Source organism: Micromonospora lupini (assembly GCF_026342015.1).
Taxonomy (GTDB): Bacteria; Actinomycetota; Actinomycetes; order Mycobacteriales; family Micromonosporaceae; genus Micromonospora; species Micromonospora lupini_B.
In genome coordinates this window covers 2273265-2296149 of record NZ_JAPENL010000002.1, presented here as the reverse complement: position 1 = coordinate 2296149, position 22885 = coordinate 2273265, and the positions used below count along the sequence as shown (strand labels likewise).

The window sequence follows — 22885 nt, the reverse complement described above, 5'->3', positions numbered from 1 at the left end:
CGAGCTAACGCCACTCCGGCAGACGACGATGGGAGCGGGGATGGACGGACGGAAAGGACGGCGCCGCAGCGCACTACTGGCGGCAGGGACACTCGCGGCGGCGCTGGCCCTCGCGGGTTGCAGCGCCGGCGACAGCGGATCGTCGGATTCGGCGGATTCGGCGGCGAAGGCGCCGGTCGTGGGCGAGGCGGCCGACAAGGGCCGCGACGCCGACGCGGCGGGGGCCGGGGCAGGCGCTCCGGACCTGCGGGTCGACCAGCGGGCGATCATCTACACCGGAACGATGCGGGTGCAGGTGGCCAACGTGGACGATGCTGCCCGCGAGGTGAACGCGGCGGTCACCCGGGCCGGTGGTTTCATCGGCGGCGACCAGCGGCGCAGCGCCGAGGCCGACGCCGTGGCGGAGTTGCAGTTGCGGGTGCCGGCGGCGAAGTTCGCCGGGGTCGTGGAGGAGGTCGCGAAGCTCGGCCGGCAGCAGAGCCGGGAGATCAACACTCAGGACGTCACCGAGGAGACCGTCGACCTGGAGGCCCGGATCATCACTCAGCGGGCGCGCGTGGACAGCGCACGCCGGTTGCTCTCCCGCGCCAGCTCGATCGCCGACCTGGTCTCGTTGGAGAACGAGTTGGGTCGCCGGGAGGCGGACCTGGCCTCGCTGGAGGCCAAGAAGCGTCGACTGGCCGATCTGACCGCGCTGTCCACGATCACGGTGTCCCTGGCCGGGCCGGCGGCGAAGACGAGCGAGGAGAAGGCCGAGACCGGCTTCCTGGTCGGGCTCAAGGGGGGCTGGTCGGCGTTCGTCACCTCGATGACGATCCTGCTCACCGTCCTGGGCGCGCTGCTGCCGTGGCTGGTGGCGTTCGGCGTACCGCTTGCGGTTCTGCTTGTGGTGTTGCGCCGGCGACGGAAGTCGCCGGCGCTTGTCGCCACCGGAGTCAGCGCGCCGCAGCCAGTGCCCGCAGCGCGGTCTGCACCATGACGCGTACGCCGGCCGCGATGGCCCGCTCGTCGACGTCGAAGGACGCGCGGTGCAGGTCGACGTTGGGGCCGGCACGGCCCACGCCGAGGCGGGCGAGGGCGCCGGGGACGTACTCCAGATACCAGCTGAAGTCCTCGCCGCCCATGCTCTGCGGTGTCTCGGCGATCCCCTCCGGGCCGAGCGCGGCGCCGGTGGCGGCGGTGAGCACCTGGATCGCCCGGGAGTCGTTGCACACCGGCGGCCGGCCGCGCAGGTACTCCAGGTCGACTGTGGCGCCGGTCGGGGCGATCACGTCCCGCACCACCTGAGCCACGATCTTGGGAGCCTGCTCCCAGGTGTCGCGGTCCATCACGCGCAGGGTGCCCGAGGCGGACGCCTCGGAGGGAATGACGTTGTAACGGGTGCCGGCCGAGGCGTGGCCGAACACCAGCAGCAACCCGCTGTTGGCCGGCACCCGGCGGCTGACCAGGGCCGGCACCTCGGTGATCAGCCGGCCGAGGGCGTCGACCAGGTCGACGGTCAGGTGCGGGCGGGCGGTGTGCCCACCCGGCCCGGAGAGCCGGACGGTGACGTTGTCGGCGGCCGCCGTGATCGGGCCGACCCGCAGGCCGACCTGGCCCACCGGCAGGTTCGGGTCGCAGTGCAGGGCGAAGATCTGCACGACGTCGTCCAGACCGCCGGCCTCGATGACCTCCAGCGAACCGCAGGGCAGGATCTCCTCGGCGGGCTGGAAGATGAGCCGGACCCGGCCGTCCAGCTCGCCGAGGTCGGCGAGCTGGGCCAGCAGCATGCCGACGCCCAGCAGGATCGACGTGTGCACGTCGTGGCCGCAGGCGTGGCAGACGCCCTCGACGGTGGAGCGGTACGGCACGTCCTTGGGGTCGTCCAGCGGCAGGGCGTCGATGTCGGCGCGCAGCGCGATGATCGGGCCGTCGGGGCGGCCGTCGACGTCGCAGATCACGCCGTTGCCCTTGGGCAGCAGCCGAGGGTGCAGGCCGGCCAGGGACAGCTCCCGGGCGATGAGGGCCGCCGTCTCGAACTCCGTACCTGACAACTCGGGGTGGGAGTGGAGGTGACGGCGCGTGGCGATGAGCCCCGGTACCCGAAGGGCGAGGAGGTGGTCCAGGTCGCGGGGCAGGGGCTGGGACCCGGGCGGAGTCTCCGGCCAGGACGACGCCAGCTGGCCACCGGTGGGCAGCGTCAACGCACTCGTCACGTCGAATTCTCGATCACTAGAGATGGATGGATCATCGGGGACAGCAGACAGCCTAGACCTCCGGCGGTGACGCTGCGCAACCTCGTTACGGTGATGATCGGACCGCGTAGCGTCACGTATGCCCTGCTGAGGGCGCTCGTCAAGGTGCGGGACCGCAGGTAGATCGCGTTCGAACGCCGTCATCTGCCCCCTCACCTCCTACAACGCGTAACCGAACCGGGCGGCCAGGAGTCGAGACGCGACCCGCGGACCTCACGCTGCGAATTGTCGCATTAGTCGGGGTGATGAAATGACACTCCGACAATAAGACGACCACTCTCCGCAACGGGCCGGACAAGGACGCTCACATACGCCCGCCCACCCCGACCGCACACCGTGTGCGTTCCGGCACGTACCCCGTCGGCGTACCCGCGAAGCCGGGTGGACACACCCGGGACGGTTCCGGTCAGAACCGGTCGGTGGGCCGGTACAGCCCCCACACCTCGCGCAGCGTCCCGCAGACCTCGCCCACCGTGGCCCGGGCGCGCAGCGCCTCCTTCATCGGGTACAGCACGTTTTCCGAGCCCTCGGCAGCGGCCCGCAGCTCGGCGAGGGCCCGCGTCACCGTGCCGGCGTCCCGCTCGGCGCGCAGCCGGGCCAACTTCTCGGCCTGCGCGGCCTCGATCGTCGGGTCGACCCGCAGCGGCTCGTACGGCTCCTCCTCGTCGATCGCGAACCGGTTGAGCCCCACCACCACCCGCTCGCCGGAGTCGATCTCCTGGGCGATCCGGTACGCGGACTGCTCGATCTCCCGCTTCTGGAACCCGGCCTCGATCGCGTCGACCGCCGAGCCGTGGTCGGCCACCCGCTCCATCAGTTCCACGGCGGCGGCCTCCAGTTCGGCGGTCATCGCCTCCACCACGTACGAGCCGGCGAACGGGTCGACGGTGGCGGTCAGGTCAGTCTCGTACGCCAGCACCTGCTGGGTGCGCAGCGCGAGCCGGGCGGCCTTCTCGGTGGGCAGCGCGATGGCCTCGTCGAAGCTGTTGGTGTGCAGCGACTGCGTGCCCCCGAGCACCGCGGCCAGGCCCTGCACCGCGACCCGGACCAGGTTCACCTCCGGCTGCTGGGCGGTGAGCTGCACGCCTGCGGTCTGGGTGTGGAAGCGCAGCATCATCGACTTCGGATCCTTGGCGCCGAAGTCGTCATGCATCAGCCGGGCCCAGATCCGCCTGGCGGCGCGGAACTTCGCCACCTCCTCCAGCAGCGTCGTCCGCGCCACGAAGAAGAACGACAGCCGGGGCGCGAAGTCGTCAACGGCGAGCCCGGCGGCCAGCGCGGCCCGGACGTACTCCACGCCGTTGGCCAGGGTGAACGCGATCTCCTGCGCGGGCGTCGCGCCGGCCTCGGCCATGTGGTAGCCGGAGATGGAGATCGTGTTCCACTTCGGCACCTCCTTGCGGCAGTACGCGAAGGTGTCGGCGACCAGGCGCAACGAGGGCTTCGGCGGGAAGATGTACGTGCCGCGGGCGATGTACTCCTTGAGGATGTCGTTCTGGATGGTGCCGTTGAGCGCCGCGCCCGGCACCCCGTTCTCCTCGGCGACGAGTTGGTAGAGCAGCAACAGCACCGAGCCCGGCGCGTTGATGGTCATCGAGGTGGACACCTTGTCCAGTGGGATGTCGGCGAAGAGCAGGCGCATGTCCTCGATGGAGTCGATGGCGACACCCACCTTGCCGACCTCGCCGTGCGCGATCGGGTCGTCGGAGTCGTACCCCATCTGCGTCGGCAGGTCGAAGGCGACCGAGAGACCCATGGTGCCGGCCCGCAACAGTTGGTGGTAGCGCGCGTTTGACTCGGTGGCGGTGCCGAAGCCGGCGTACTGGCGCATGGTCCACGGGCGGGAGGTGTACATCGTGGGATAGACCCCCCGGGTGTACGGGAACTCGCCCGGGCCGCCCAGCCGAGAGTCCAGCTCCTCCGGAAGGTCGGCCGACGTGTAGACGCCCTTGATCGGGAAACCGGACTCGCTTGACCGCCGTTCACTCATCCCCGGATGGTAGGACGCGCTGGCACACGGTCGCGTGAGGGATACCGCACAGTGCGTCCCGACACCTCGACGGGAGGTGAACTGTTGGGCACGATCTGTGGACTTCGGTAAACGTCCGCCGCGTCGGCTTTCGCATCGGGCGTCGGAACCAGCAAGATAGGGGGGTTGTGTCCCAGCCCCCCTCGATTTCCCCCGGTGGCTTTTCTGTGACTCAGATCCCGACGTGGAGCGGCGGACAGGTAAGTCCCGCCAGCGGACGAGCAGCGCCCGGCACCACCATCGGTGGCCGGTACTCGCTGCGGTCCGCGGTGGGCAACGGCGGCATGGGCACGGTGTGGCGCGCCACAGACACCCTGCTCCGCCGCGACGTGGCGGTGAAGGAGGTAGTCCTTCCCCCGGGTCTTGCGCCAAGCGACCGCGACGCCATGTACGAGCGGACGCTGCGCGAGGCCCGTGCCGCCGCCGCCATCCAGCACCCGGCCGTGGTGCAGGTGTACGACGTGGTCACCGAGGCCGGTCGGCCGTGGATCGTCATGGAGCTGCTGGACGCCCGCAGCCTCGCCGACATGGTCATCGAGGACGGTCCGGTCGCGCCCCGCGCGGTCGCCAAGATCGGCATCGCGCTGCTCGGCGCGCTGGAGGTCGCGCACGCCATCGGTGTGCTGCACCGCGACGTCAAGCCGGCGAACGTGCTGATCTGCTCCGACGGGCGCTGCGTGCTCACCGACTTCGGTGTCGCCCGGATGCCCACCGACGTGCAGCTCACCACCCCCGGCATGGTGCTCGGCTCGCCGCACTTCATCTCGCCCGAGCGGGCCATGGGCCAGGAGTTCGGCCCGCCGAGCGACCTCTTCTCGCTGGGCGTGACGCTCTACACGGCCGTCGAGGGGCGTCCACCCTTCGACAAGGGTGACCCCATCGAGACCATGCACGCAGTCGTGGAGGACCCGCCGGCCCCGCCGCAGCGCAGCGGCGCCCTGACCCGGGTGCTGATGGGTCTGCTGGAGAAGGACCCGGCCCGCCGGCTGGACGTGCACACCTCCCGGGGAATGCTGCGGGAGCTGCTCGCCGGCCCGCTGGGCAGCACCGCCACCGCAGTGCACTCGGTCACCGACCCGTACGCAGTGGTGCCCGTGCAGCAGCGCCCGGCCCCCGTCCACCCGCCGGCCCAGCCGGAGGCGAAGCCGGAGGACCAGATCGGCGGCCGGGCCATGCTTGCCCCGGGTGAGTCGCTGACCGACCGGCTCGCCTCGCTGCGCCGGGGCGAACGCCCCCAACCGGCCGGCGCAGCCGCTGCCGCCGCGCTTGACGAGACCAGCGCCGACGCGCTCGCCGGTCCGCTGCACACGCCCACCGGCGCGATGCCCACCCCGGGCCGTCCCGCCGCCGGGCGCACCTACGGCGCCAGCGCGGACGCGACCCAGCGGGTGGACGCCGGCGCGCACCCCGACGCCACCCAGCGGGTCACCTACGGCAGCCGACCCGACGCCACGCAGCCGGTCGGTTACGGCGCGCCCGAGGCCACCCAGCGCATCGGCGGCAGCACCTACGGCGGCGGCAACCAGTGGTCGGTGCCGGGCACCGGCCAGCCCTGGACGACACCGACCACCGCGGCGGGCGGCGGCGCCCTGGGCAAGGTCCGCGCCACCGGAGGCCAGCTCGTCAGCACCGTGAAGGGCTGGCCGCGCAAGATGCAGCTCGCCGCGGCCGGCGGCCTGGCCGTGGTGCTGCTGATCAGCATCGTGGCGCTCTCCAGCGGCGACGACCCCGCCCCGAGCACCCCGCAGGCGCAGCCCACCCCGTCCGCGCCGGCAGCCTCCGGCGTCGAGATGCAGGAGCACGCGGCCCGCGGCATCCAGGTCATGGTCCCGAAGGGCTGGAAGAAGGCCACCGGCGGCTCGTACACCGACTACATCGACCCGGCGGACAGCGGCCGCAAGGTGCGCATCATCACCGAGAAGTGGTCCAGCAGCTCCACCCGGTGGGCCGAGACGGCCGAGAACGGCCTGAAGACCAAGACCACCTGCGTGAAGCCGTACGCGCAGATCGCCTCGACCGAGACCAAGCTGGCCGACAAGCCGGCCGCCGAATTCGAGTACACCTGCGGCACGGGCGACACCATGCGGCACGGCATCTGGCGCGGCGTGGCGCAGGACGGCAAGGCGTACTCGTTCTACCTCACCGCGAACGACGCCAAGTTCGCCGAGAGCAAGCCGATCTTCGACGAGATGGTGCGCACATTCCAGCTCACCGGCGACGGCTGAGCCGAGGGAACCGACAGCGGTGATCCGCCGCCGTGCTATCAAGGGGCATGGCGGCGGACACCACTGACATCGACGACATTCGCGAGCAAGCCCGACGGTGGCTTGCCGACGACCCCGACCCCGCCAGCCGGGCCGAGCTGACAGCGGTGCTCGACCGGCTGCCGGCGAGCGCCTCTGAGCTGGCCGACCGGTTCGCAGGCCCGCTGACCTTCGGGACCGCGGGACTACGCGGCCCGCTGCGCGCCGGCCCGAACGGCATGAACCTCGCCGTGGTCACCCAGGCCGCCGCCGGGCTGGTCGGCTGGCTCGCCGCCCAGGGCGGCACCGGCCCCCTGGTGATCGGGTACGACGCCCGGCACGGCTCCCGCCAGTTCGCCGAGCGCACCGCCCAGGTGGCCACCGGCGCCGGCCGGCCGGCGCTGCTGCTGCCCCGCCCGCTGCCCACCCCGGTGCTCGCGTACGCGGTGCGCAAGCTCGGCGCGGTGGCCGGCGTCATGGTCACGGCCAGCCACAACCCGCCACAGGACAACGGCTACAAGGTCTACCTCGGCGCGGAGCTGGGCGGTGAGCTGGGCGCCGGGGCGCAGATCGTCCCGCCGGCCGACGCCGGCATCGAGGCCGCGATCCGGGCGGTCGGCCCGCTGACCCAGGTGCCGCTGGGCCGGCCCGGCGAGGTGCTCGGCGACGACCTCGTCGCCGCGTACGTCGAGCGGGCCACAGCGGTCATCGCGCCGGACGGGCCGCGGGACCTGTCGGTGGCGTACACCCCTCTGCACGGCGTGGGTGCGGCGGTGCTCACGGCGGCGTTCGCCCGGGCCGGTTTCCCGGTCCCCGGCGTGGTGCCCGAGCAGGCCGAGCCGGACCCGGCGTTCCCCACCGTCTCGTTCCCCAACCCGGAGGAGCCGGGGGCTGTGGACCGACTGATCGCGCTTGCCGACGCCACCGGCGCGGACCTCGCCATCGCCAACGACCCGGACGCGGACCGGTGCGCAGTGGTCGTCCGGACCGGCGGGGGCGACGACGGGCGTGGCTGGCGGATGCTGCGCGGCGACGAGGTGGGCGTGCTGCTCGCCGACCACCTGATGCGGCGCGGGGTGACCGGGCTCTACGCCACCACAATCGTCTCGTCGTCGCTGCTGCGGGCGATGTGCGCGGCCCGGGGCCTGCCCTACGACGAGACGCTCACCGGGTTCAAGTGGATCGTCCGGGCCGGCGGCGGAAGCGCGCCGCTGGTCTTCGGCTACGAGGAGGCGCTCGGCTACTGCGTCGCGCCGGAGCACGTCCGGGACAAGGACGGCATCACCGCCGCCCTGACCGTGGCCGAGCTGGCCGCCGGCCTCAAGGCGCAGGGTCGCACGGTGACCGACCGGCTGGACGAGCTGGCCGCCGAGTTCGGCGTGCACCACACCGACCAGCTCTCCGTCCGGGTCGACGACCTGCGGGAGATCGCCGACGCGATGGCCCGGATCCGGGCGGCCACCCCGACCACGCTGCTCGGGCAGCCGGTCGACAGCGCCCGGGACCTGCTGCCCGAGGCGGACGTGGTGATCCTGCGTACCGCGACGGCCCGGGTGGTGATCCGCCCCTCCGGGACCGAGCCGAAGCTCAAGGCGTACCTCGAGGTGGTGGAACCGGTCGTGGACGGTGACGTCCCGACGGCCCGCCGCCGGGCGGCGCAGGCGGTGGCCGCCCTGCGCGGCGAGATCGCCACAGCTCTGGGGGTCTGACCGACGGGCCGCGCCGGGGCCGCCGCCTGGTCGTAGCTCGGGAGACCTCCGCGCGCTGGGTCAGCGGCGCGGACCGAGGGCCTGGTCGACGGCGATGCCCAGCGCGGCGACGACCAGGCCCACCGACGGGCGGACCACCGAATCCTCGGTGCTCACCTCGCCGGAGAACCCCGCGCCGGTGGCGATCTCCTGGAGGCGACGGCGGGCGTTGGCGGCTTCCGCGCCGCTCATGCCCAGCGCGGACTCCATCCGCAGCACCACGACCAGGGTGGCAAGCGCGGCGGTCCGCTCGTCCGGGGCCGCCGCGCCGGTCAGCGCCTCGGTCAGCCGCTGCCGAGTGTCCGCCTCGACGGAGGCGTCCACCACCGGGTACCGGTGCACGTGGATGAAGCCCATCTCGGTCTCGTCGACGTCCTGCACGACACCCTGGCTGCACAGGTCGCCGAGGATCCGGTCGCGCAGGCCGTGCCGCAGGCGCTGCACCCAGGAGGCCGGCGTGTGCGGAGTGTCGGCGGCGATCCGGCCCAGGACCTCGTCGGCGACCGGTTCGCCTGTCGGCGTCGGGTCGACGACGGCCAGGTTCCCGTTGTCGTACGCGATCCGGCCGGCCAGTGCCAGCTCGACCAGCACCGCGGCCGCCATGCCCAGGTCCAGGCTGATCCGCGGCATGGTCGCCTTGCCGGTCGTGTCGTCGTAGGCGAGGAGGAGCAACTCCTCGGCGAGCGCAACACCAGTCATGGCCGGAGACGGTAGCGGGTCCGCGCACGTCGCGCACGGACCCGCCGGACCCGACACCGACCGGGTATCGCCTCAGAAGCGGGGCATGCCGCCGAACTGGCGGTCGCCGGCGTCGCCGAGCCCGGGAACGATGAACATCGAGTCGTTGAGCCCCTCGTCGATCGAGGCCGTGACCAGGCGCAGCGGCAGGCCCGAGCGCTCCAGCCGCTCGATGCCGACAGGCGCGGCGAGCACGCAGAGCACAGTGATGTCGGTGCAGCCACGGTCGGCAAGCAACCGGCAGGAGTGCTCCAGGGAACCCCCGGTGGCCAGCATCGGGTCGAGCACCAGCACCGGCAGGCCGGCCAGGTCGCGCGGCAGCGACTCCATGTACGCCCGCGGCTCGTAGGTCTCCTCGTCGCGAGCCAGGCCGACGAAGCCCATCGAGGACTCGGGCAGCAGGCCCAGCGCGGCGTCCGCCATGCCCAGCCCGGCCCGCAGCACGGGCACCAGCAGCGGCGGGTTGGCCAGCCGGGTGCCCTCGGCGCTGGTGACGGGCGTCTGCACCTCGTACCGCTCGACGGGGAAGGAGCGCGCCGCCTCGTACACAAGCATGGTGGTCAGTTCGTGCAGCGCCGCCCGAAACGTCGAGGAATCGGTGCGCGCGTCCCGCATGGCGGTCAACCGGGACTGGGCCAGCGGGTGGTCAATGACGTGTACGTCCACGATCGCTCAACCTACCGGTCCGTTCGGCGTGCCGGTGCGGGTGCGGTCGGACCGGCGACGTCGCTCACGCCGAGGCTCCCGTGACCAAGATCACTCAGCCGTCCGGTGCGTAGACTTCTCGCCATGACGGCGACAACGACGTCGGCCCGGTCGGACCTCTCCGAGCTGGGACGATCCGAGACCGCTCTGCGGACCTTCCTGCACGGCCTGCCCGGCGTGGACCAGGTCGGCGCGGAGCAGCGGGCGGCACAGCTCGGCACCCGCTCCATCAAGACCACCGCCAAGGCGCAGGCCATCGACCTGGCCATCCGGATGGTCGACCTGACCACCCTGGAGGGGGCGGACACACCCGGCAAGGTGCGCGCGCTGGCCGCGAAGGCGCTGCGCCCGGACCCGGCCGACCCGTCCTGCCCGCACGTCGGCGCCGTCTGCGTCTACCCCGCGATGGTCCCGTACGTGGCCGAGGTGCTGCGTGGATCCGCTGCCGGGTCCGGGCGGCCGTCCGACGAGCCGGGACATGCGGGCGGCGCCGCGCCGGCCGGACGTGGCATTGTGCACCTGGCCAGCGTGGCGACCGCGTTCCCGTCGGGTCAGGCGCCGCTGGAGATCAAGCTCGCCGACACCCGGGCCGCAGTCGCTGCCGGCGCCGACGAGATCGACATGGTGATCAACCGGGGCGCGTTCCTGGCCGGGCGCTACTCCGAGGTCTACGACGAGATCGTGGCCACCAAGGAAGCCTGCGGGGACGCCCACCTCAAGGTCATCCTGGAGACCGGCGAGCTGGCCACGTACGACAACGTGCGCCGCGCCTCCTGGCTGGCCATGCTGGCCGGCGGCGACTTCATCAAGACCTCCACCGGCAAGGTGCCGGTCGCGGCGACGCTGCCGGTGACCCTGGTCATGCTGGAGGCGGTTCGCGACTTCCGTGCGGCGACCGGGCGGCAGGTGGGCGTGAAGCCGGCCGGTGGCATCAAGACCACCAAGGACGCCATCAAGTACCTGGTGATGGTCAACGAGACCGTCGGCGCGGACTGGCTCGACCCGGACTGGTTCCGCTTCGGCGCGTCCAGCCTGCTCAACGACCTGCTCATGCAGCGCACCAAGCTGACGACCGGCGTCTACTCCGGTCCCGACTACTTCACCCTGGACTGATAGCCGATGTTCGAATACGCCCCCGCCCCCGAGTCCCGCTCGGTGGTGGACCTCAAGCCCTCGTACGGGCTGTTCATCGACGGTACGTTCGTCGACCCGACCGACGGCGGCAGCTTCAAGTCGATCAACCCCGCCTCCGAGGAGGTGCTCGCCGAGATCGCCGAGGCCGGCGCCCAGGACGTGGAGCGGGCGGTCCGCGCCGCCCGGAAGGCGTACGACAAGGTCTGGGGTCCGATGCCGGGCCGCGACCGGGCGAAGTACCTGTACCGGATCGCGCGGCTCATCCAGGAGCGCTCCCGCGAGCTGGCCGTCCTGGAGTCGCTTGACAACGGCAAGCCGATCCGGGAGTCCCGCGACGTCGACCTGCCGCTCGTCGCCGCGCACTTCTTCTACTACGCGGGGTGGGCCGACAAGCTGGAGCACGCGGGCTTCGGACCGAACCCGCAGCCGATCGGCGTGGCCGCGCAGGTCATCCCGTGGAACTTCCCGCTGCTCATGCTGGCGTGGAAGATCGCCCCGGCGCTGGCGGCGGGCAACACGGTGGTGCTCAAGCCCGCCGAGACCACCCCGCTGACCGCGCTGCTGTTCGCCGAGATCTGCCAGCAGGCCGACCTGCCGGCCGGTGTGGTCAACATCGTCACCGGCGCCGGCGACACGGGCCGCGCGCTTGTCGAGCACCCCGGCGTGGACAAGGTCGCGTTCACCGGCTCCACCGAGGTCGGCCGGGCCATCGCCCGGTCCGTCGCCGGCACCCGCAAGAAGCTGACCCTGGAGCTGGGTGGCAAGGCCGCCAACGTCGTCTTCGACGACGCGCCCATCGACCAGGCTGTCGAGGGCATCGTCAACGGCATCTTCTTCAACCAGGGGCACGTCTGCTGCGCCGGCTCCCGCCTGCTCGTTCAGGAGAACGTGGCCGACCGCGTGCTGGAGTCGCTGAAGCGGCGGATGGCCCACCTGCGTGTCGGCGACCCACTGGACAAGAACACCGACGTCGGCGCGATCAACTCCGCCGCCCAGTTGGAGCGGATCCGCGAGCTGTCCGACGCCGGCGCCGCCGAGGGCGCCGAGCGCTGGTCGCCGCCGTGCGAGCTGCCCGACCGTGGCTTCTGGTTCGCGCCGACCATCTTCACGGGCGTCACCCAGGCACACCGCATCGCCCGCGAGGAGATCTTCGGCCCGGTGCTGTCGGTGCTCACCTTCCGCACCCCGGCCGAGGCCGTCGAGAAGGCCAACAACACGCCGTACGGGCTGTCGGCCGGCATCTGGACCGACAAGGGCTCCCGCATCCTGTGGATGGCCGACCGGCTGCGCGCCGGCGTCGTCTGGGCCAACACGTTCAACAAGTTCGACCCCACCTCGCCGTTCGGTGGCTACAAGGAGTCGGGCTACGGTCGCGAGGGCGGCCGGCACGGGCTGGAGGGGTACCTCAATGTCTGAGCGGGTCGCCGTACGCAAGACGTACAAGCTCTTCATCGGCGGGAAGTTCCCGCGCAGCGAGTCGGGACGGTCGTATCTCGTGCAGTCCTCGAATGTGTCACTGGCCTCCCGCAAGGACGCCCGGGACGCGGTGGTCGCCGCCCGCGCCGCCGTCAAGAGCTGGGCCGGCGCGACCGCGTACAACAGGGGTCAGATCCTCTACCGGGCCGCCGAGATGCTGGAGGGCCGCCGCGAGCAGTTCGTCGCCCTGGGCATCCCCGGCGACGAGGTGGACGCGGCTGTCGACCGCTGGGTCTGGTACGCCGGTTGGGCCGACAAGCTCGCCCAGGTGTACGGCGGCGCCAACCCGGTCGCCGGCCCGTACTTCAACATCTCCGCTCCGGAACCGACGGGCGTGGTCGCCGTGGTCGCTCCGGAACGCCCGGCGCTGCTCGGCCTGGTCAGCGTGATCGCCCCGGCGATCGTCACCGGCAACACGGTGGTGGTGGCGGCCTCGCCGTCCGAGCCGCTGGCGGCGGTGACGCTGGCCGAGGTGCTGGCCACCTCCGACCTGCCCGGCGGGGTGGTCAACATCCTCACCGGCGCGATCACCGAGACCGCGCCGGCGCTGGCGGCGCACATGGACGTCAACGCGATCGACCTGACCGGGGTGACCGACGCCTCGCTCGCCAGCGAGCTGGAGGTCAAGGCCGCGGAGAACCTCAAGCGGGTCCTCCGACCGGCCCCGGCCGACCACGACTGGACGGTTGACCCGGGTCTGGCTCGGATGACCGCGCTGTTGGAGACGAAGACGGTGTGGCACCCCAAGGGGGTGTGATCGTCCCTGCTCGGCCTTTGGTTTTCCGGGGGGAGCCCGCCCACGGCGTCTCGCTCGGCCGCGCCAATCTGCGCAACTTCGGCGATGTTGCTGCTTCCGGGGCGCTGGAGGCAGCAACATCCCCGGACTTGTGTGGATCTTGTGCCAATCCGCCGGTGGGGGGGTCTACTACCGGGGGTAGGATTGGGTCCGTGACTCGGTTGGGCGATCTTGAGCGTGCGGTGATGGACGTGCTGTGGGACGTGGTCCCGGGCACGTCGGACGGTGTGACCGTGCGCGAGGTGGCCGACGCGCTCGAGGGCCGCGAGCTGGCGTACACGACTGTGATGACAGTCCTCGACCGGCTCGCCGGCAAGGGCATGGTGCAGCGGGAGCGGGAGGGCCGCGCCTGGCGGTACCGGCCGGCGGCCAGCCGCGAGGCGCACATCGCCCAACTCATGCTCGACGCTCTCGACCTGGGCGGCAGCCGAGACGCCGCGCTTGTGCGCTTCGCCCGCTCGGTGACCGGCACCGAGGCCGAGGTGCTGCGGGCGGCCCTGGGCAGCGAGGCGGAGGCCGGGATCGCCGGACCGAGGTCCGCCGACACCGCCACGGGTACTGCCGACGACGCCCTGACCGACCGGGTCGATCGGCCGGTGGGCCGGCGGCCTGCCGGCGAGGCAGCGGAGCGGTAGGGCACGCGCCATGGCCTACGCCGTGCACTTCGCCGCCACCATGCTGGCCTGCTATCTGACCGCGCAGGTGCTGGCCCGCTCCACCTGGACGTGGCGCAGCCCACGAGTGGCGATCGTCTGCTGGCAGGCCGTCGGGCTGGCGTTGGGGCTCTCCGCGATGGGCCTGCCGATGGCCCTGGGGCTGACCGCGTACGACCTGCCGACCGGCAGCGCACTGCTCGCCCTGACCACCGACCTCATCCACGGCAGCCTGCCGATCGGAGTGAGCGCCCTCCACCTCGCCGGCGTCGGGGTGGGCTTCGGCATCGGAGCCGTGCTCGTCACCACGACCGCCCGCAGCATCCACGGGACCATCCGCGCCCAGCGCCGGCACCGGGACCTGCTCACACTTGTGGCCCGGGACGACCCGGCCGCGCCGGGGGCGCTCGTCCTGGACCATCCGAGCGCCGCCGCGTACTGCCTGCCGGGCGTCAAGCCGCAGGTGGTGGTCAGCGCGGGCACGCTGAGCCTGCTGGACCGCGCCGAGCTTGCCGCCGTGCTCTCCCACGAGCGCGCGCACGCCCACGAACGACACGATCTGGTGCTGCTGCCGTTCACCGCGCTGTGCCGGGCACTGCCGTGGTTCGGTTGGGTCCGCGACGCGCACGAGCGGGTCGCCCTGCTTGTCGAGATGCGCGCCGACGACAAGGCACGGGAACTGCACGCCGAGGCCCCGCTGGCGGGCGCGCTACGCCGCTTCGCCGCCGCCGGGCACCGGGTCACTCCGGCCGGCGCGCTGGGCCTGGGCGACCGCGACCTGGACGTACGCGTCCAGCGCCTGCTCGTGGCCGACCGGCCGCCCCGGGCCCTCGGCGCCGCCGCCCTCGCGGTGGCCGCCACCCTTGTCGCCCTCCCGGTCACCCTCTTCCTGAGCTGACCCGCCAACCCGCCCCACCTCCACCCACACCCCACTGCCCGGGGTGACGGCGTGCTGTCGCCGGCGGGGTGGGCAGGTGGTCGAGTCCCCCCACGCACATCTACTACGCCTCGTCGTAACATTAACTACGACGGGCCGTAGTAGTAGTTACATGTAGGCAAGCTACGTGTAGGGTTGCTACGACAAGGGAGCCAACAGCTAGGGAGAGCCGGCCATGGACACGCTGCTCCTCGCCCGCCTGCAGTTCGCCACCACGACGTCGATCCACTTCCTGTTCGTGGTCGTCACGCTCGGGCTGGTCACGCTGCTGGTCGGGATGCAGACCGCCTGGGTGCTCACCGGCAACCCGAAGTGGGAGAGGCTGACCCGGTTCTGGGGCCAGCTCTACGTGATCAACTACGTGCTCGGCATCGCCACGGGCATCGTCATGGAGTTCCAGTTCGGGCTGAACTGGAGCGGCCTGTCGCGCTACGTCGGAAACGTCTTCGGCGCGCCGCTGGCGATCGAGACGCTCGTGGCGTTCTTCCTGGAGTCCACGTTCCTCGGGATGTGGATCTTCGGATGGCACCGGCTCCGCAAGGGTGTCCACCTCGCGCTGCTGTGGGGCGTGGCGCTCACCGCGTACGCCTCGGCCTTCTGGATCATGGTGGCCAACTCCTGGCTGCAACACCCGGTCGGGTACGAGGTCCGCGACGGTATCGCCCACCTCACCGACTTCGGCGCGCTGCTCACCAACCCCAGCCTCGGGATGGCGTTCGGGCACGTGGTCTCCGCCGGGCTGCTGGTCGGCGGGATGCTGATGGCGGCCGTCAGCGCCTGGCACCTGATCCGGCGTACGCCCGACTTCGCGCTCTTCCGCACCTCACTGCGGATCGGCCTGGTCACGGCGGCCTTGGCGATCACGGTGGTGCAGGGCTTCGGCTTCGCCCAGTTCGGCCCGGTCGGCGAGGTACAGCCGACCAAGTTCGGCGGGGACAGCCCGGAGGCGCGGGCGCTGATCGCCGAGTGGACCACCCGGTTCGGCCCCGGCGACTACACCCCGCCGGTGCTGTCCAGCGTCGGGCTGGGCTTCATGATCCTGATCGGCTTCACCCTCGGCTGCGTCTGGCTGCTGCTGCCCCTGCTCTTCCGGGACTGGATCATCAGGCTGCGCTTCCCGCTCTGGCTCGTCCTGCTCGCCGTGCCGTTGCCGTTCGTCGCGGTGATCCTCGGCTGGATCGCCCGGGAGGTCGGCCGCCAGCCCTGGGTGGCGTACGGGCTGCTCCCCACCGACCAGGCGGTCTCCCCCGTCGGCGCGCCGGTGATGCTCACCTCGCTCATCGGCTTCAGCCTGCTGCTGGGCACCCTCGCCGTCACCAACTGGGTGCTGCTCGCCCGGCACGCGGGACGCGGCGCCGCCGACCCGGCTCTCGGCCGCCCACCCGCAGCGCCCGGCGAGCCGGCCCACCCCGAACCCGCCCTCGCCTGAGCGACTGAGGAGACTCACCCGTGGACCTCGCCTGGTACGCCCTGCTCGGCCTCTTCTTCGCCAGTTACCTCGTGCTCGCCGGCTACGACTACGGCGTCGGGTTGCTGCTCGCCCGGGGCGGCGCCCCGGCCGCGCGGCGGGCCACGCTCACCGCCCTCGGCCCGTTCTTCCTCGGCAACGAGGTCTGGCTGGTCGCCGCCGTGGGCATCCTGTTCGGCGCCTTCCCGCTGCTGGAGGGCGAACTACTCGCCGGCTGCTATCCGGCGGTCGCCGGCGCGCTGGTCGGCGTCGTCCTGGTCACCGCCGGGGTGCAACTACGCAGCCGACCGACCGACGAGCGGGTCCGCGCCCGCTGGGACCGGGTCATCGTGGTCGGCAGCGCGCTCGCCGCGCTCGGCTGGGGCGTGGTGCTGGCCGCGCTGTTGCAGGGCGTACCCCGCCAGGCCGACGGGCACGTCGCCGGGGTGTCGCACCTGGCCACCCCGTTCGCGGCGATCGTCGGGCTGACAATGGTCGCCCTGGTCGCTGTGCACGGTGCGACTTTCCTCACGCTGCGACTGCCGGCCGACGCCGCCGCCGAGGCCGGCCGCACGGCCCGCCGGCTGGTGCCCGTGGCGCTCTGCGCTGTCGCCGCGGCCACAGTCGTGGGCCTGCTCTCCTCCCGGGTACGCGACGCCGTCCAGCGACCGGCGGTGGCCGTACTCCTGCCGGTGTTGCTGGTGGCGGCGCTGCTGGCGGCCCGGGCGGCGCTTGCGCGGCGGCGGCCGGGGTGGGCCCTGACCGCCACCGGCGTGGCCCTGGCGCTGCCGGTGGCGCTTGTCGGCGCGGCCCTCTGGCCCTACGTGCTGGTGTCCACGACCGATCCGGGCGCCTCGCTGACGGTGGCCGACGCCGCCGCCAGCGCGCCGACGCTGCGGCTGCTCGGCTGGGTGGCGCTGCCGCTGCTGCCGGCCCTACTAGGCTTCCAGGCGATGTGCTTGTGGGTTTTCCGGGGACGGACCGACGGCAGGGCACCGGTGTACTGGTGAACCGCCGTCCCTTCGACCCGCGTCTGCTGCGTCGGGTCCCCGCGGCCCGGCGCGATCTTGCCGTGCTCGCGCTCCTCGGCGTGCTCGCCGCCGCGTTGATCGTCGCGCAGGCCACCGCGCTGGCGGCGGTGCTGGCCACCGCCTTCGACGGGCGGCTGAACCGGGTGGCGCTGGCGGGTCTCGTGGTCGCGGTCGCCGCCCGGTCGGCGCTCGTCTGGGCACAGGGCACGGTCTCCGCGCGGGTCGCCGCCACGGTCAAGGCCACGCTGCGGGCCGACCTGCTCGGCGCGGTGGGGCGGCACGGGCCGGGCTGGGTGGCGGGGCAGCGGGCCGGCGAGCTGGCCACGCTCGCCGGGCGCGGCCTGGACGCGCTGGACGCCTACTTCACCGGGTACCTGCCGCAGTTGGTGCTCAGCGTGACGGTGCCGGTGGCCGTGCTGGCCCGCATCGTCGTCGCCGACTGGGGCTCGGCGCTGATCATCGCGTTGACGCTGCCGCTGATCCCGGTCTTCGGGGCGTTGCTCGGCTGGCAGGCGCAGGCCGCCACCGAACGGCAGTGGCGTCGGCTGGCCCTGCTGGGCGGGCACTTCCTGGACATGGTCGCCGGGCTGCCCACCCTGCGGGCGTTCGGCCGGGCCCGGGCGCAGACCGAGGTGGTCCGCCGGATGGCCGACGGGCACCGGGTCGCCACCATGAAGACGTTGCGGATCGCGTTCCTGTCCGCGCTTGTGCTGGAGCTGGTCGCCACCCTCTCGGTGGCACTCGTCGCGGTTCCTGTCGGCATCCGGCTGCTCGGCGGCGGGCTGGCCCTGCACACCGCGCTGCTGGTGCTGCTGCTCACCCCCGAGGCGTACCTGCCACTGCGGGCCGCCGGCAGCCGCTTCCACGCCAGCATGGAGGGGCTCACCGCATTGGACGAGGCGCTCACCGTCTCGGCCGCGCCGGCCACCCCGCGCACCGCCGAGGGCGCGACGACCCCGGACGGTCGCGGCGAGATCCGGTTCGAGGCCGTGACAGTGGCGTACGAGCGGACCACCGCACTGCGCGACGTGACAGTGACCGTCCGACCCGGCGAGCGGATCGCCATCATCGGGCCCAGCGGCGCCGGCAAGAGCACCCTGCTCGGCCTGCTGCTCGGCTTCGTGACCCCGACCAGCGGCCGGATCACAGTCGACGGCGTCGACCTCGCCACCGCCGACCCGGACGCCTGGCGTCGGCAGCTCGCCTGGGTGCCGCAGCGCGCCCACCTCTTCGCCGCCTCGCTCGCCGACAACATCCGGCTCGGCGCACCGGACACCCCGCCCGAGGCGCTCGCCGCCGCCGTGCGCGACGCCGCTCTCGACGACGTGGTGGCCGGCCTGCCCGACGGACTGGACACGCTGCTCGGCGAGCGCGGGCACGGCCTGTCCAGCGGCCAACGGCAGCGCGTCGCACTGGCCCGGGCGTTCCTGCGCGACGCCCCTGTGGTGCTGCTCGACGAGCCCACGGCGCGGCTGGACACGGCCGCCGAGGCGGTGGTGCTCGACGCCACCCGCCGGCTGGTCGCCGGACGGACGGCGCTGCTGGTGGCACACCGGCCGGCGCTGCTGGCCGACGCCGACCGGATTCTGCGCATCGAGGACGGCCGGGTCACCGAGCTGACGCCCGAACCGACCGGGAGGGCTGCCCGATGAGCGCGGAACACGGGCCGGAGGCGGTGGCCGGCGTGACATCGGCCGGGCGGGTCGCCGCCGAGCGCGCGGTGCTGCGGCTGGCCCGCCCGTACCTGGGTCGGCTGGCCGGCGCCGGGCTGCTCGCCGCCGCCACCGAGTTCGCCGGGCTCGCCCTCATGGCCACCGCGACGTGGCTGCTGATGAGCGCCGCCGGGCGGCCTCCGCTGGACCGGCTCACCGTGGCGATCGTCGCGGTCCGGGCGCTGGCGATCAGCCGGGGAGTGTTCCGCTACACCGAACGACTCGCCGGGCACGACGCGGTCCTCCGCATGATCACCGACGTGCGGGCCCGGGTCTTCGCCACCCTCACGGCCCGCCGCGACGCGCAACACCGCTCGGGGGACGTCCTGAGCCGGCTGGTCTCCGACGTCGAGGCGGTCCAGGATCTGCTGCTGCGAGTGCTGGTGCCCGGCTCGGCGGCGGCGCTGGTCGGGGTGCTGGCGGTGGCCGGGGCGGCGCTGATCTCGCCACCGGCCGCAGGTGTGCTCGCGCTCGGGCTGGTGGTCGCCGCCGTGGCGCTGCCCGCGCTGGCCACCGTGGTCACCCGGCGCAGCGCGGCCGAGGTGGCCCCGCTGCGCGGCGCCCTGGCCACCGACGCCGTCGACCTCACCCACGGCGCCGCCGACCTCGCCGCGTTCGGGGCGACCGACGCCGCGCTGCGCACCGCCGCGCAGCGGGCCGGCCGGCTGGCCCGACTGGAACGCCGGCTGGCCGCCACCGGCTTCGCGGTGGACGCCGCAGGCGTGTTCGTCGCCGGGCTGACAGCCGCCGTGGTGGTGCTTGTCGCGCTGGCCTCCGACGTGCCGGGCGTCCTGGTCGGGGTGCTTGCCGTCGGCACCCTGGCCGCCGTGGAGGTGGCGCTGGCAGTGGTCTCGGCCGCCCGACAGTGGACCCAGCTGCGGCCCGGCCTGGCCCGGGTGGCCGCCCTCCTCGACAGCGACACGCCCACTCCCACTCCCACTCCCGCTCCTCCGGCGACCGACCTGACCGACCCGCACGACCTGCGCTTCGTCGAGGTGAGCGTGCGGTACCGGACCGGCGCCGCGCCCGCGCTGGACCGGGTGAGCCTGGACCTGCCCGCCGGCCGGCGCATCGCCGTCGTCGGGCCGAGCGGCGCCGGCAAGAGCACCCTGGCCGCCGTGCTGACCGGGGCGGTCCGACAGACCTCCGGCCACGTCACGCTGGCCGACCGCGACCTCGGGACGTACGCGGAGGAGGAGCTGCCGCGCCGCGTCGGCGGGCTGCTCGCCGAGGCGTACGTCTTCCATGCCACGGTCCGGGAGAACCTGCTGCTCGGGCGGGCCGGGGCCGGCGAGGACGAGTTGACCGCCGCTATGACGGCAGCCGGCCTGCTGGACTGGGTACGCGCCCAGCCGGCCGGCTGGGACACCCTGGTCGGCGAGGAGGGCGGCCAGCTCTCCGGCGGCCAGCGGCAACGACTCGCGCTGGCCCGTGCCCTGCTCGCCGCGCCGCCGGTGCTGGTCCTCGACGAGCCCACCGAGGGGCTGGACCCGGCCGCCGCCGACGCGGTGCTCGCCTCCGCCCTCGCGGCCACCCCCACCGGGCACTCGGTCCTGCTGATCAGTCACCGGCTCAGCGGGCTGGCCGACCTGGACGAGATCGTCGTCCTCGACGGCGGCCGGGTGATCCAGCGCGGCAGGCACGCCGAGTTGGTCGCGGCCCCCGGCTGGTACCGGGACCAGTGGCTTCTGCAGGTGGCGGCCGAGCGCGGGTACCTGGCCCTCGCTCCCTGACCCGCTTCGGGGACGGACCAGGGTTCTCCCCGACGTGGGTGCCCTCGCGTCCGTGGCAGTCTGGTGTCATGCGGCATGCTGAGGGCTTCCTGGTCGAGGAGCACCTGCGGGAGCTGGAGTCCCGGTTGCAGGGGCCGGCGCGGCTGAAGTCCGACCTGCTCACCGAGGCGCGGCACGATCTGCTGGACGCCGTCGACGCGTACCGCGAGAGCGGCGTGCCGCCCACGGAGGCGCAGCGCCGGGCGGTGGCCGAGTTCGGCTCACCGGCGCAACTGCTGCCCTCCTGGCAGGCGGAGCTGGCGGTGGCCGCCCTGCGCGGCCTGTCCCTGCGGATGCTTGCCGTGGCCGGGGTCCTGGTGGCGGCCGGCGACCTGACCTGGCGCGGGTCGAGCTGGAGCGCCGGTCCGCAGCCTCCGGCGCTCTACCGGCTGCTGTCCGCCTCGGTCGACTGGATCTGGTTCGGCGAGCTGCTGCTGGCCGTGACCGGCCTGCTTGTCGTGTGGGCGAGCGCTCGATCATCGCGACCGGGCCTGGCGGCGGCGCAGCGTGCGGTGGGCGCCGCCCTGACCGGCACACTGGCCCTCGGCATCGTTGCCGGCGGGGCTCTCTTCACCTGGTCGGTCGACATGTGGGACGCGGCGCTGACGTGGCCACCGATGATCGTCGGCATGGTGGTGGTGGGTGGGGCGTACTTCTCGCTTACCCGCGCCGCACGGGTCTGGCTACGGGCCACCGCCCGCTGAGCCGGTCCCCACCGCGCGGGCCCGGCCGCTGCCGGCTCAGGCGGGGGTGACGGGTGGGCTGCCGGGGTCGAGGAACCGGCCGACGGTCACGCGGAACTCCTGCCATCCGGCGCGCTCGCCGGCCAGCGCGCGGCGGCCGGAGTCGGTGAGCTGGTACGTCCGCCGTTCCCGACCGTTGACAGTGCTCCAGGTGCTCGCCACGTGACCGGCGCGCTCCAGCCTGCGCAGCGCCGGATAGATCGTGCCGGTGGGCAGATCGAGACTGCCGTCACTGCGGGCACGGAGGGACTCGATGATGGCGTAGCCGTGCAGCGCGCCCTGTTCGAGGACGGCGAGCAGAAGGGCGTCGAGGTGGCCGTGCAGCGCCTGGGCCTTCATGTGTAGCTACGCTACTTGTCGAACGCCCGGATCGCCACCGTCACGCACGCGCAGGCCGGACACGTCGCTCGGCGGGCCACCGGGGTGCGGGCTCCGGGCTTCCCGAGCCGCCGACTAGGGTATGTGCCCAGAGTCACTCGTCGGTCGGAGACGCCGGCGGGTGGGCAACCCGAAGCACACGGAGGTCAGCGTGGCCCGCCAGTCGCCCCAACGGCCCGACGCCGACGAGCCCGAGCTCGACGACACCACCGGCCCGGCCGAGCCAGACGAGGCCGACGAGGCCGACACCACCCGCGCGTCGGCCGACCGGTCGCTCTGGGACGAGCTGCGGATCGACCCGGTGGAGATCGCCCTGCCCGCCGGCACCGGTTTCACGCTGCGGGCGTACCGGCCGGCCGGCTCGTTGACCCCGACCGACGTGACCGAGCGCGACCAGGACGACCCGTTCCTCGCCCGCCGGCAGGTGATCGAGGAGGAGGACGACGACGAGACGGTCGTCATCCTCGACGAGGAGCTGGCCGAGGAGTTCGCCGACAGCGACGAGGACGAGTCGTCACGCCGCCGCCGCGACAGCGCCACGGACGCCGACGCGACAGCTGACGATGACGACGAGGCCGAGGCCGAGGACGTCACCGACGAGGCGGACGACGAGGAGGTGCCGGTCTTCCTCAGCCACCGGGGCAAGCTGCTGCTGTTCAAGACCCCCGAGTCGCTCGTCAGTTTCATCCGTTCCGGGGCGCCCAACGATCTGTCCCAACTGGACAGCTGGAATGAATTGTCCGAACGGGTGGAGCCGGCCGACATCGCTCCGCTCGATGAGGACACCTACGAACTCGACCTCGTCGTGGAGAACCTGCGCGGCGGTCACGACAGCTGGGATTCGACCCTCCTGATCGAGGCCGGCGAGGCCGCCCGCGACCTGTCGTACGCGTTGCGCCTGCCTGCGGTTCTGGACATGCTCTCCGCCGGCTCCAGCCTCGACGACCTGGACGAGGCGCTGCGGGCCACGGCCAACGGCGGGATCAGCGCCTTCATGGGTCGGCGACGGCTGAAGAAGATCGGGGCACAGACCGCGAGTTTGGGTTGGCGCACCATTGTCGGCAAGATCTCTGCGGTGGTGGACTGGCGCGACTGACCCGTACCGGGGA

Annotated in this window: 19 protein-coding genes; 14 read left to right on the top strand and 5 right to left on the bottom strand. The window is 72.9% G+C overall.

The features are described 5' to 3' along the window. Nucleotides 1-40: 40 nt before the first annotated feature. The gene (locus OOJ91_RS25520; protein WP_266248824.1) at nt 41-979 is read left to right on the top strand and encodes a DUF4349 domain-containing protein; all 939 of its coding nucleotides are present in this window, start codon (nt 41-43) and stop codon (nt 977-979) included. Here OOJ91_RS25520 and OOJ91_RS25515 read toward each other — a convergent pair. Together OOJ91_RS25515 and OOJ91_RS25510 are read right to left on the bottom strand one after the other, a co-directional pair. Beyond that, nucleotides 936-2195, bottom strand: coding sequence for an amidohydrolase (locus OOJ91_RS25515; protein WP_266248822.1), 1260 nt, complete (start codon nt 2193-2195; stop codon nt 936-938). The genes OOJ91_RS25520 and OOJ91_RS25515 overlap by 44 nt on opposite strands. 445 nt (nt 2196-2640) lie before the next feature. Beyond that, nucleotides 2641-4224 (bottom strand): acyl-CoA mutase large subunit family protein, encoded by a 1584-nt coding sequence (locus OOJ91_RS25510; RefSeq protein ID WP_266248820.1) that lies wholly within the window; start codon nt 4222-4224, stop codon nt 2641-2643. A gap of 206 nt (nt 4225-4430) precedes the next feature. Here OOJ91_RS25510 and OOJ91_RS25505 point away from each other — a divergent pair, with 206 nt between their 5' ends. Further along, on the top strand, nt 4431-6488 hold the full coding sequence (locus OOJ91_RS25505) for a serine/threonine-protein kinase (RefSeq protein ID WP_266248817.1): 2058 nt from the start codon (nt 4431-4433) through the stop codon (nt 6486-6488). 47 nt (nt 6489-6535) lie between these two features. Further along, a complete protein-coding gene (locus OOJ91_RS25500; protein ID WP_266248814.1) occupies nt 6536-8215 on the top strand; it encodes a phospho-sugar mutase in 1680 nt (559 codons plus the stop codon). Nucleotides 8216-8275: 60 nt separating this feature from the next. Here the strand turns inward: OOJ91_RS25500 and OOJ91_RS25495 are convergent, their stop codons facing one another. Together OOJ91_RS25495 and upp are read right to left on the bottom strand one after the other, a co-directional pair. Further along, nucleotides 8276-8953: a GOLPH3/VPS74 family protein gene (locus OOJ91_RS25495; protein WP_266248812.1), complete on the bottom strand. Its 678-nt coding sequence runs from the start codon at nt 8951-8953 to the stop codon at nt 8276-8278. Nucleotides 8954-9025: 72 nt separating this feature from the next. Next, on the bottom strand, nt 9026-9658 hold the full coding sequence (gene upp / locus OOJ91_RS25490) for a uracil phosphoribosyltransferase (protein ID WP_266248811.1): 633 nt from the start codon (nt 9656-9658) through the stop codon (nt 9026-9028). A gap of 123 nt (nt 9659-9781) precedes the next feature. Between upp and deoC the strand changes: the two genes are divergently transcribed. The 10 genes from deoC to OOJ91_RS25440 all read left to right on the top strand — a co-directional run bounded on the left by deoC (nt 9782) and on the right by OOJ91_RS25440 (nt 21359). After that, nucleotides 9782-10810 (top strand): deoxyribose-phosphate aldolase, encoded by a 1029-nt coding sequence (gene deoC / locus OOJ91_RS25485; protein ID WP_266248810.1) that lies wholly within the window; start codon nt 9782-9784, stop codon nt 10808-10810. Between the two features lie 6 nt (nt 10811-10816). After that, the gene (locus tag OOJ91_RS25480) at nt 10817-12247 is read left to right on the top strand and encodes an aldehyde dehydrogenase family protein (protein WP_266248808.1); all 1431 of its coding nucleotides are present in this window, start codon (nt 10817-10819) and stop codon (nt 12245-12247) included. Next, entirely contained in the window at nt 12240-13064 is an 825-nt protein-coding gene (locus tag OOJ91_RS25475; RefSeq protein WP_266248806.1) for an aldehyde dehydrogenase family protein, read from the top strand. Before OOJ91_RS25480 ends, OOJ91_RS25475 begins: the two co-directional genes overlap by 8 nt. A gap of 191 nt (nt 13065-13255) precedes the next feature. Continuing rightward, entirely contained in the window at nt 13256-13738 is a 483-nt protein-coding gene (locus OOJ91_RS25470) for a BlaI/MecI/CopY family transcriptional regulator (RefSeq protein WP_266248804.1), read from the top strand. A 10-nt stretch (nt 13739-13748) separates the two neighbouring features. Beyond that, nucleotides 13749-14654 carry a M56 family metallopeptidase gene (locus tag OOJ91_RS25465; protein ID WP_266248803.1) on the top strand — a complete coding sequence of 302 codons (906 nt, stop codon included), beginning with the start codon at nt 13749-13751 and terminating at the stop codon, nt 14652-14654. Nucleotides 14655-14868: 214 nt separating this feature from the next. After that, the gene (locus OOJ91_RS25460; protein ID WP_266248801.1) at nt 14869-16122 is read left to right on the top strand and encodes a cytochrome ubiquinol oxidase subunit I; all 1254 of its coding nucleotides are present in this window, start codon (nt 14869-14871) and stop codon (nt 16120-16122) included. Nucleotides 16123-16142: 20 nt separating this feature from the next. After that, nucleotides 16143-17150, top strand: coding sequence for a cytochrome d ubiquinol oxidase subunit II (locus OOJ91_RS25455; RefSeq protein ID WP_266248799.1), 1008 nt, complete (start codon nt 16143-16145; stop codon nt 17148-17150). Further along, nucleotides 17147-18823, top strand: coding sequence for a thiol reductant ABC exporter subunit CydD (gene cydD / locus OOJ91_RS25450; protein ID WP_266248798.1), 1677 nt, complete (start codon nt 17147-17149; stop codon nt 18821-18823). The genes OOJ91_RS25455 and cydD overlap by 4 nt, the downstream gene beginning before the upstream one ends. Further along, nucleotides 18820-20616, top strand: a complete 1797-nt coding sequence (gene cydC / locus OOJ91_RS25445) for a thiol reductant ABC exporter subunit CydC (protein WP_266248797.1) — start codon at nt 18820-18822, stop codon at nt 20614-20616. The genes cydD and cydC overlap by 4 nt, the downstream gene beginning before the upstream one ends. Nucleotides 20617-20684: 68 nt before the next feature. Beyond that, the gene (locus OOJ91_RS25440) at nt 20685-21359 is read left to right on the top strand and encodes a permease prefix domain 1-containing protein (protein WP_266248795.1); all 675 of its coding nucleotides are present in this window, start codon (nt 20685-20687) and stop codon (nt 21357-21359) included. 36 nt (nt 21360-21395) lie between these two features. Here the strand turns inward: OOJ91_RS25440 and OOJ91_RS25435 are convergent, their stop codons facing one another. Further along, nucleotides 21396-21737, bottom strand: a complete 342-nt coding sequence (locus OOJ91_RS25435) for a PadR family transcriptional regulator (protein ID WP_007455469.1) — start codon at nt 21735-21737, stop codon at nt 21396-21398. Nucleotides 21738-21897: 160 nt separating this feature from the next. On the opposite strand from OOJ91_RS25435, the gene OOJ91_RS25430 reads away from it, so the two are divergent. Next, complete coding sequence (locus tag OOJ91_RS25430) at nt 21898-22872, top strand: DNA primase (RefSeq protein WP_266248794.1); 975 nt, start codon at nt 21898-21900, stop codon at nt 22870-22872. Nucleotides 22873-22885: the final 13 nt, after the last annotated feature.

Excerpts from the sequence above, each read along its gene's own strand:
- OOJ91_RS25520 (WP_266248824.1), top strand. The coding sequence starts at position 41 with ATGGACGGACGGAAAGGACGGCGCCGCAGCGCACTACTGGCGGCAGGG.
- OOJ91_RS25510 (WP_266248820.1), bottom strand. The coding sequence starts at position 4,224 with ATGAGTGAACGGCGGTCAAGCGAGTCCGGTTTCCCGATCAAGGGCGTC.
- OOJ91_RS25500 (WP_266248814.1), top strand. The coding sequence starts at position 6,536 with ATGGCGGCGGACACCACTGACATCGACGACATTCGCGAGCAAGCCCGA.
- OOJ91_RS25495 (WP_266248812.1), bottom strand. The coding sequence starts at position 8,953 with ATGACTGGTGTTGCGCTCGCCGAGGAGTTGCTCCTCCTCGCCTACGAC.
- deoC (WP_266248810.1), top strand. The coding sequence starts at position 9,782 with ATGACGGCGACAACGACGTCGGCCCGGTCGGACCTCTCCGAGCTGGGA.
- OOJ91_RS25480 (WP_266248808.1), top strand. The coding sequence starts at position 10,817 with ATGTTCGAATACGCCCCCGCCCCCGAGTCCCGCTCGGTGGTGGACCTC.
- OOJ91_RS25475 (WP_266248806.1), top strand. The coding sequence starts at position 12,240 with ATGTCTGAGCGGGTCGCCGTACGCAAGACGTACAAGCTCTTCATCGGC.
- OOJ91_RS25465 (WP_266248803.1), top strand. The coding sequence starts at position 13,749 with ATGGCCTACGCCGTGCACTTCGCCGCCACCATGCTGGCCTGCTATCTG.
- OOJ91_RS25460 (WP_266248801.1), top strand. The coding sequence starts at position 14,869 with ATGGACACGCTGCTCCTCGCCCGCCTGCAGTTCGCCACCACGACGTCG.
- cydC (WP_266248797.1), top strand. The coding sequence starts at position 18,820 with ATGAGCGCGGAACACGGGCCGGAGGCGGTGGCCGGCGTGACATCGGCC.
- OOJ91_RS25440 (WP_266248795.1), top strand. The coding sequence starts at position 20,685 with ATGCGGCATGCTGAGGGCTTCCTGGTCGAGGAGCACCTGCGGGAGCTG.
- OOJ91_RS25435 (WP_007455469.1), bottom strand. The coding sequence starts at position 21,737 with ATGAAGGCCCAGGCGCTGCACGGCCACCTCGACGCCCTTCTGCTCGCC.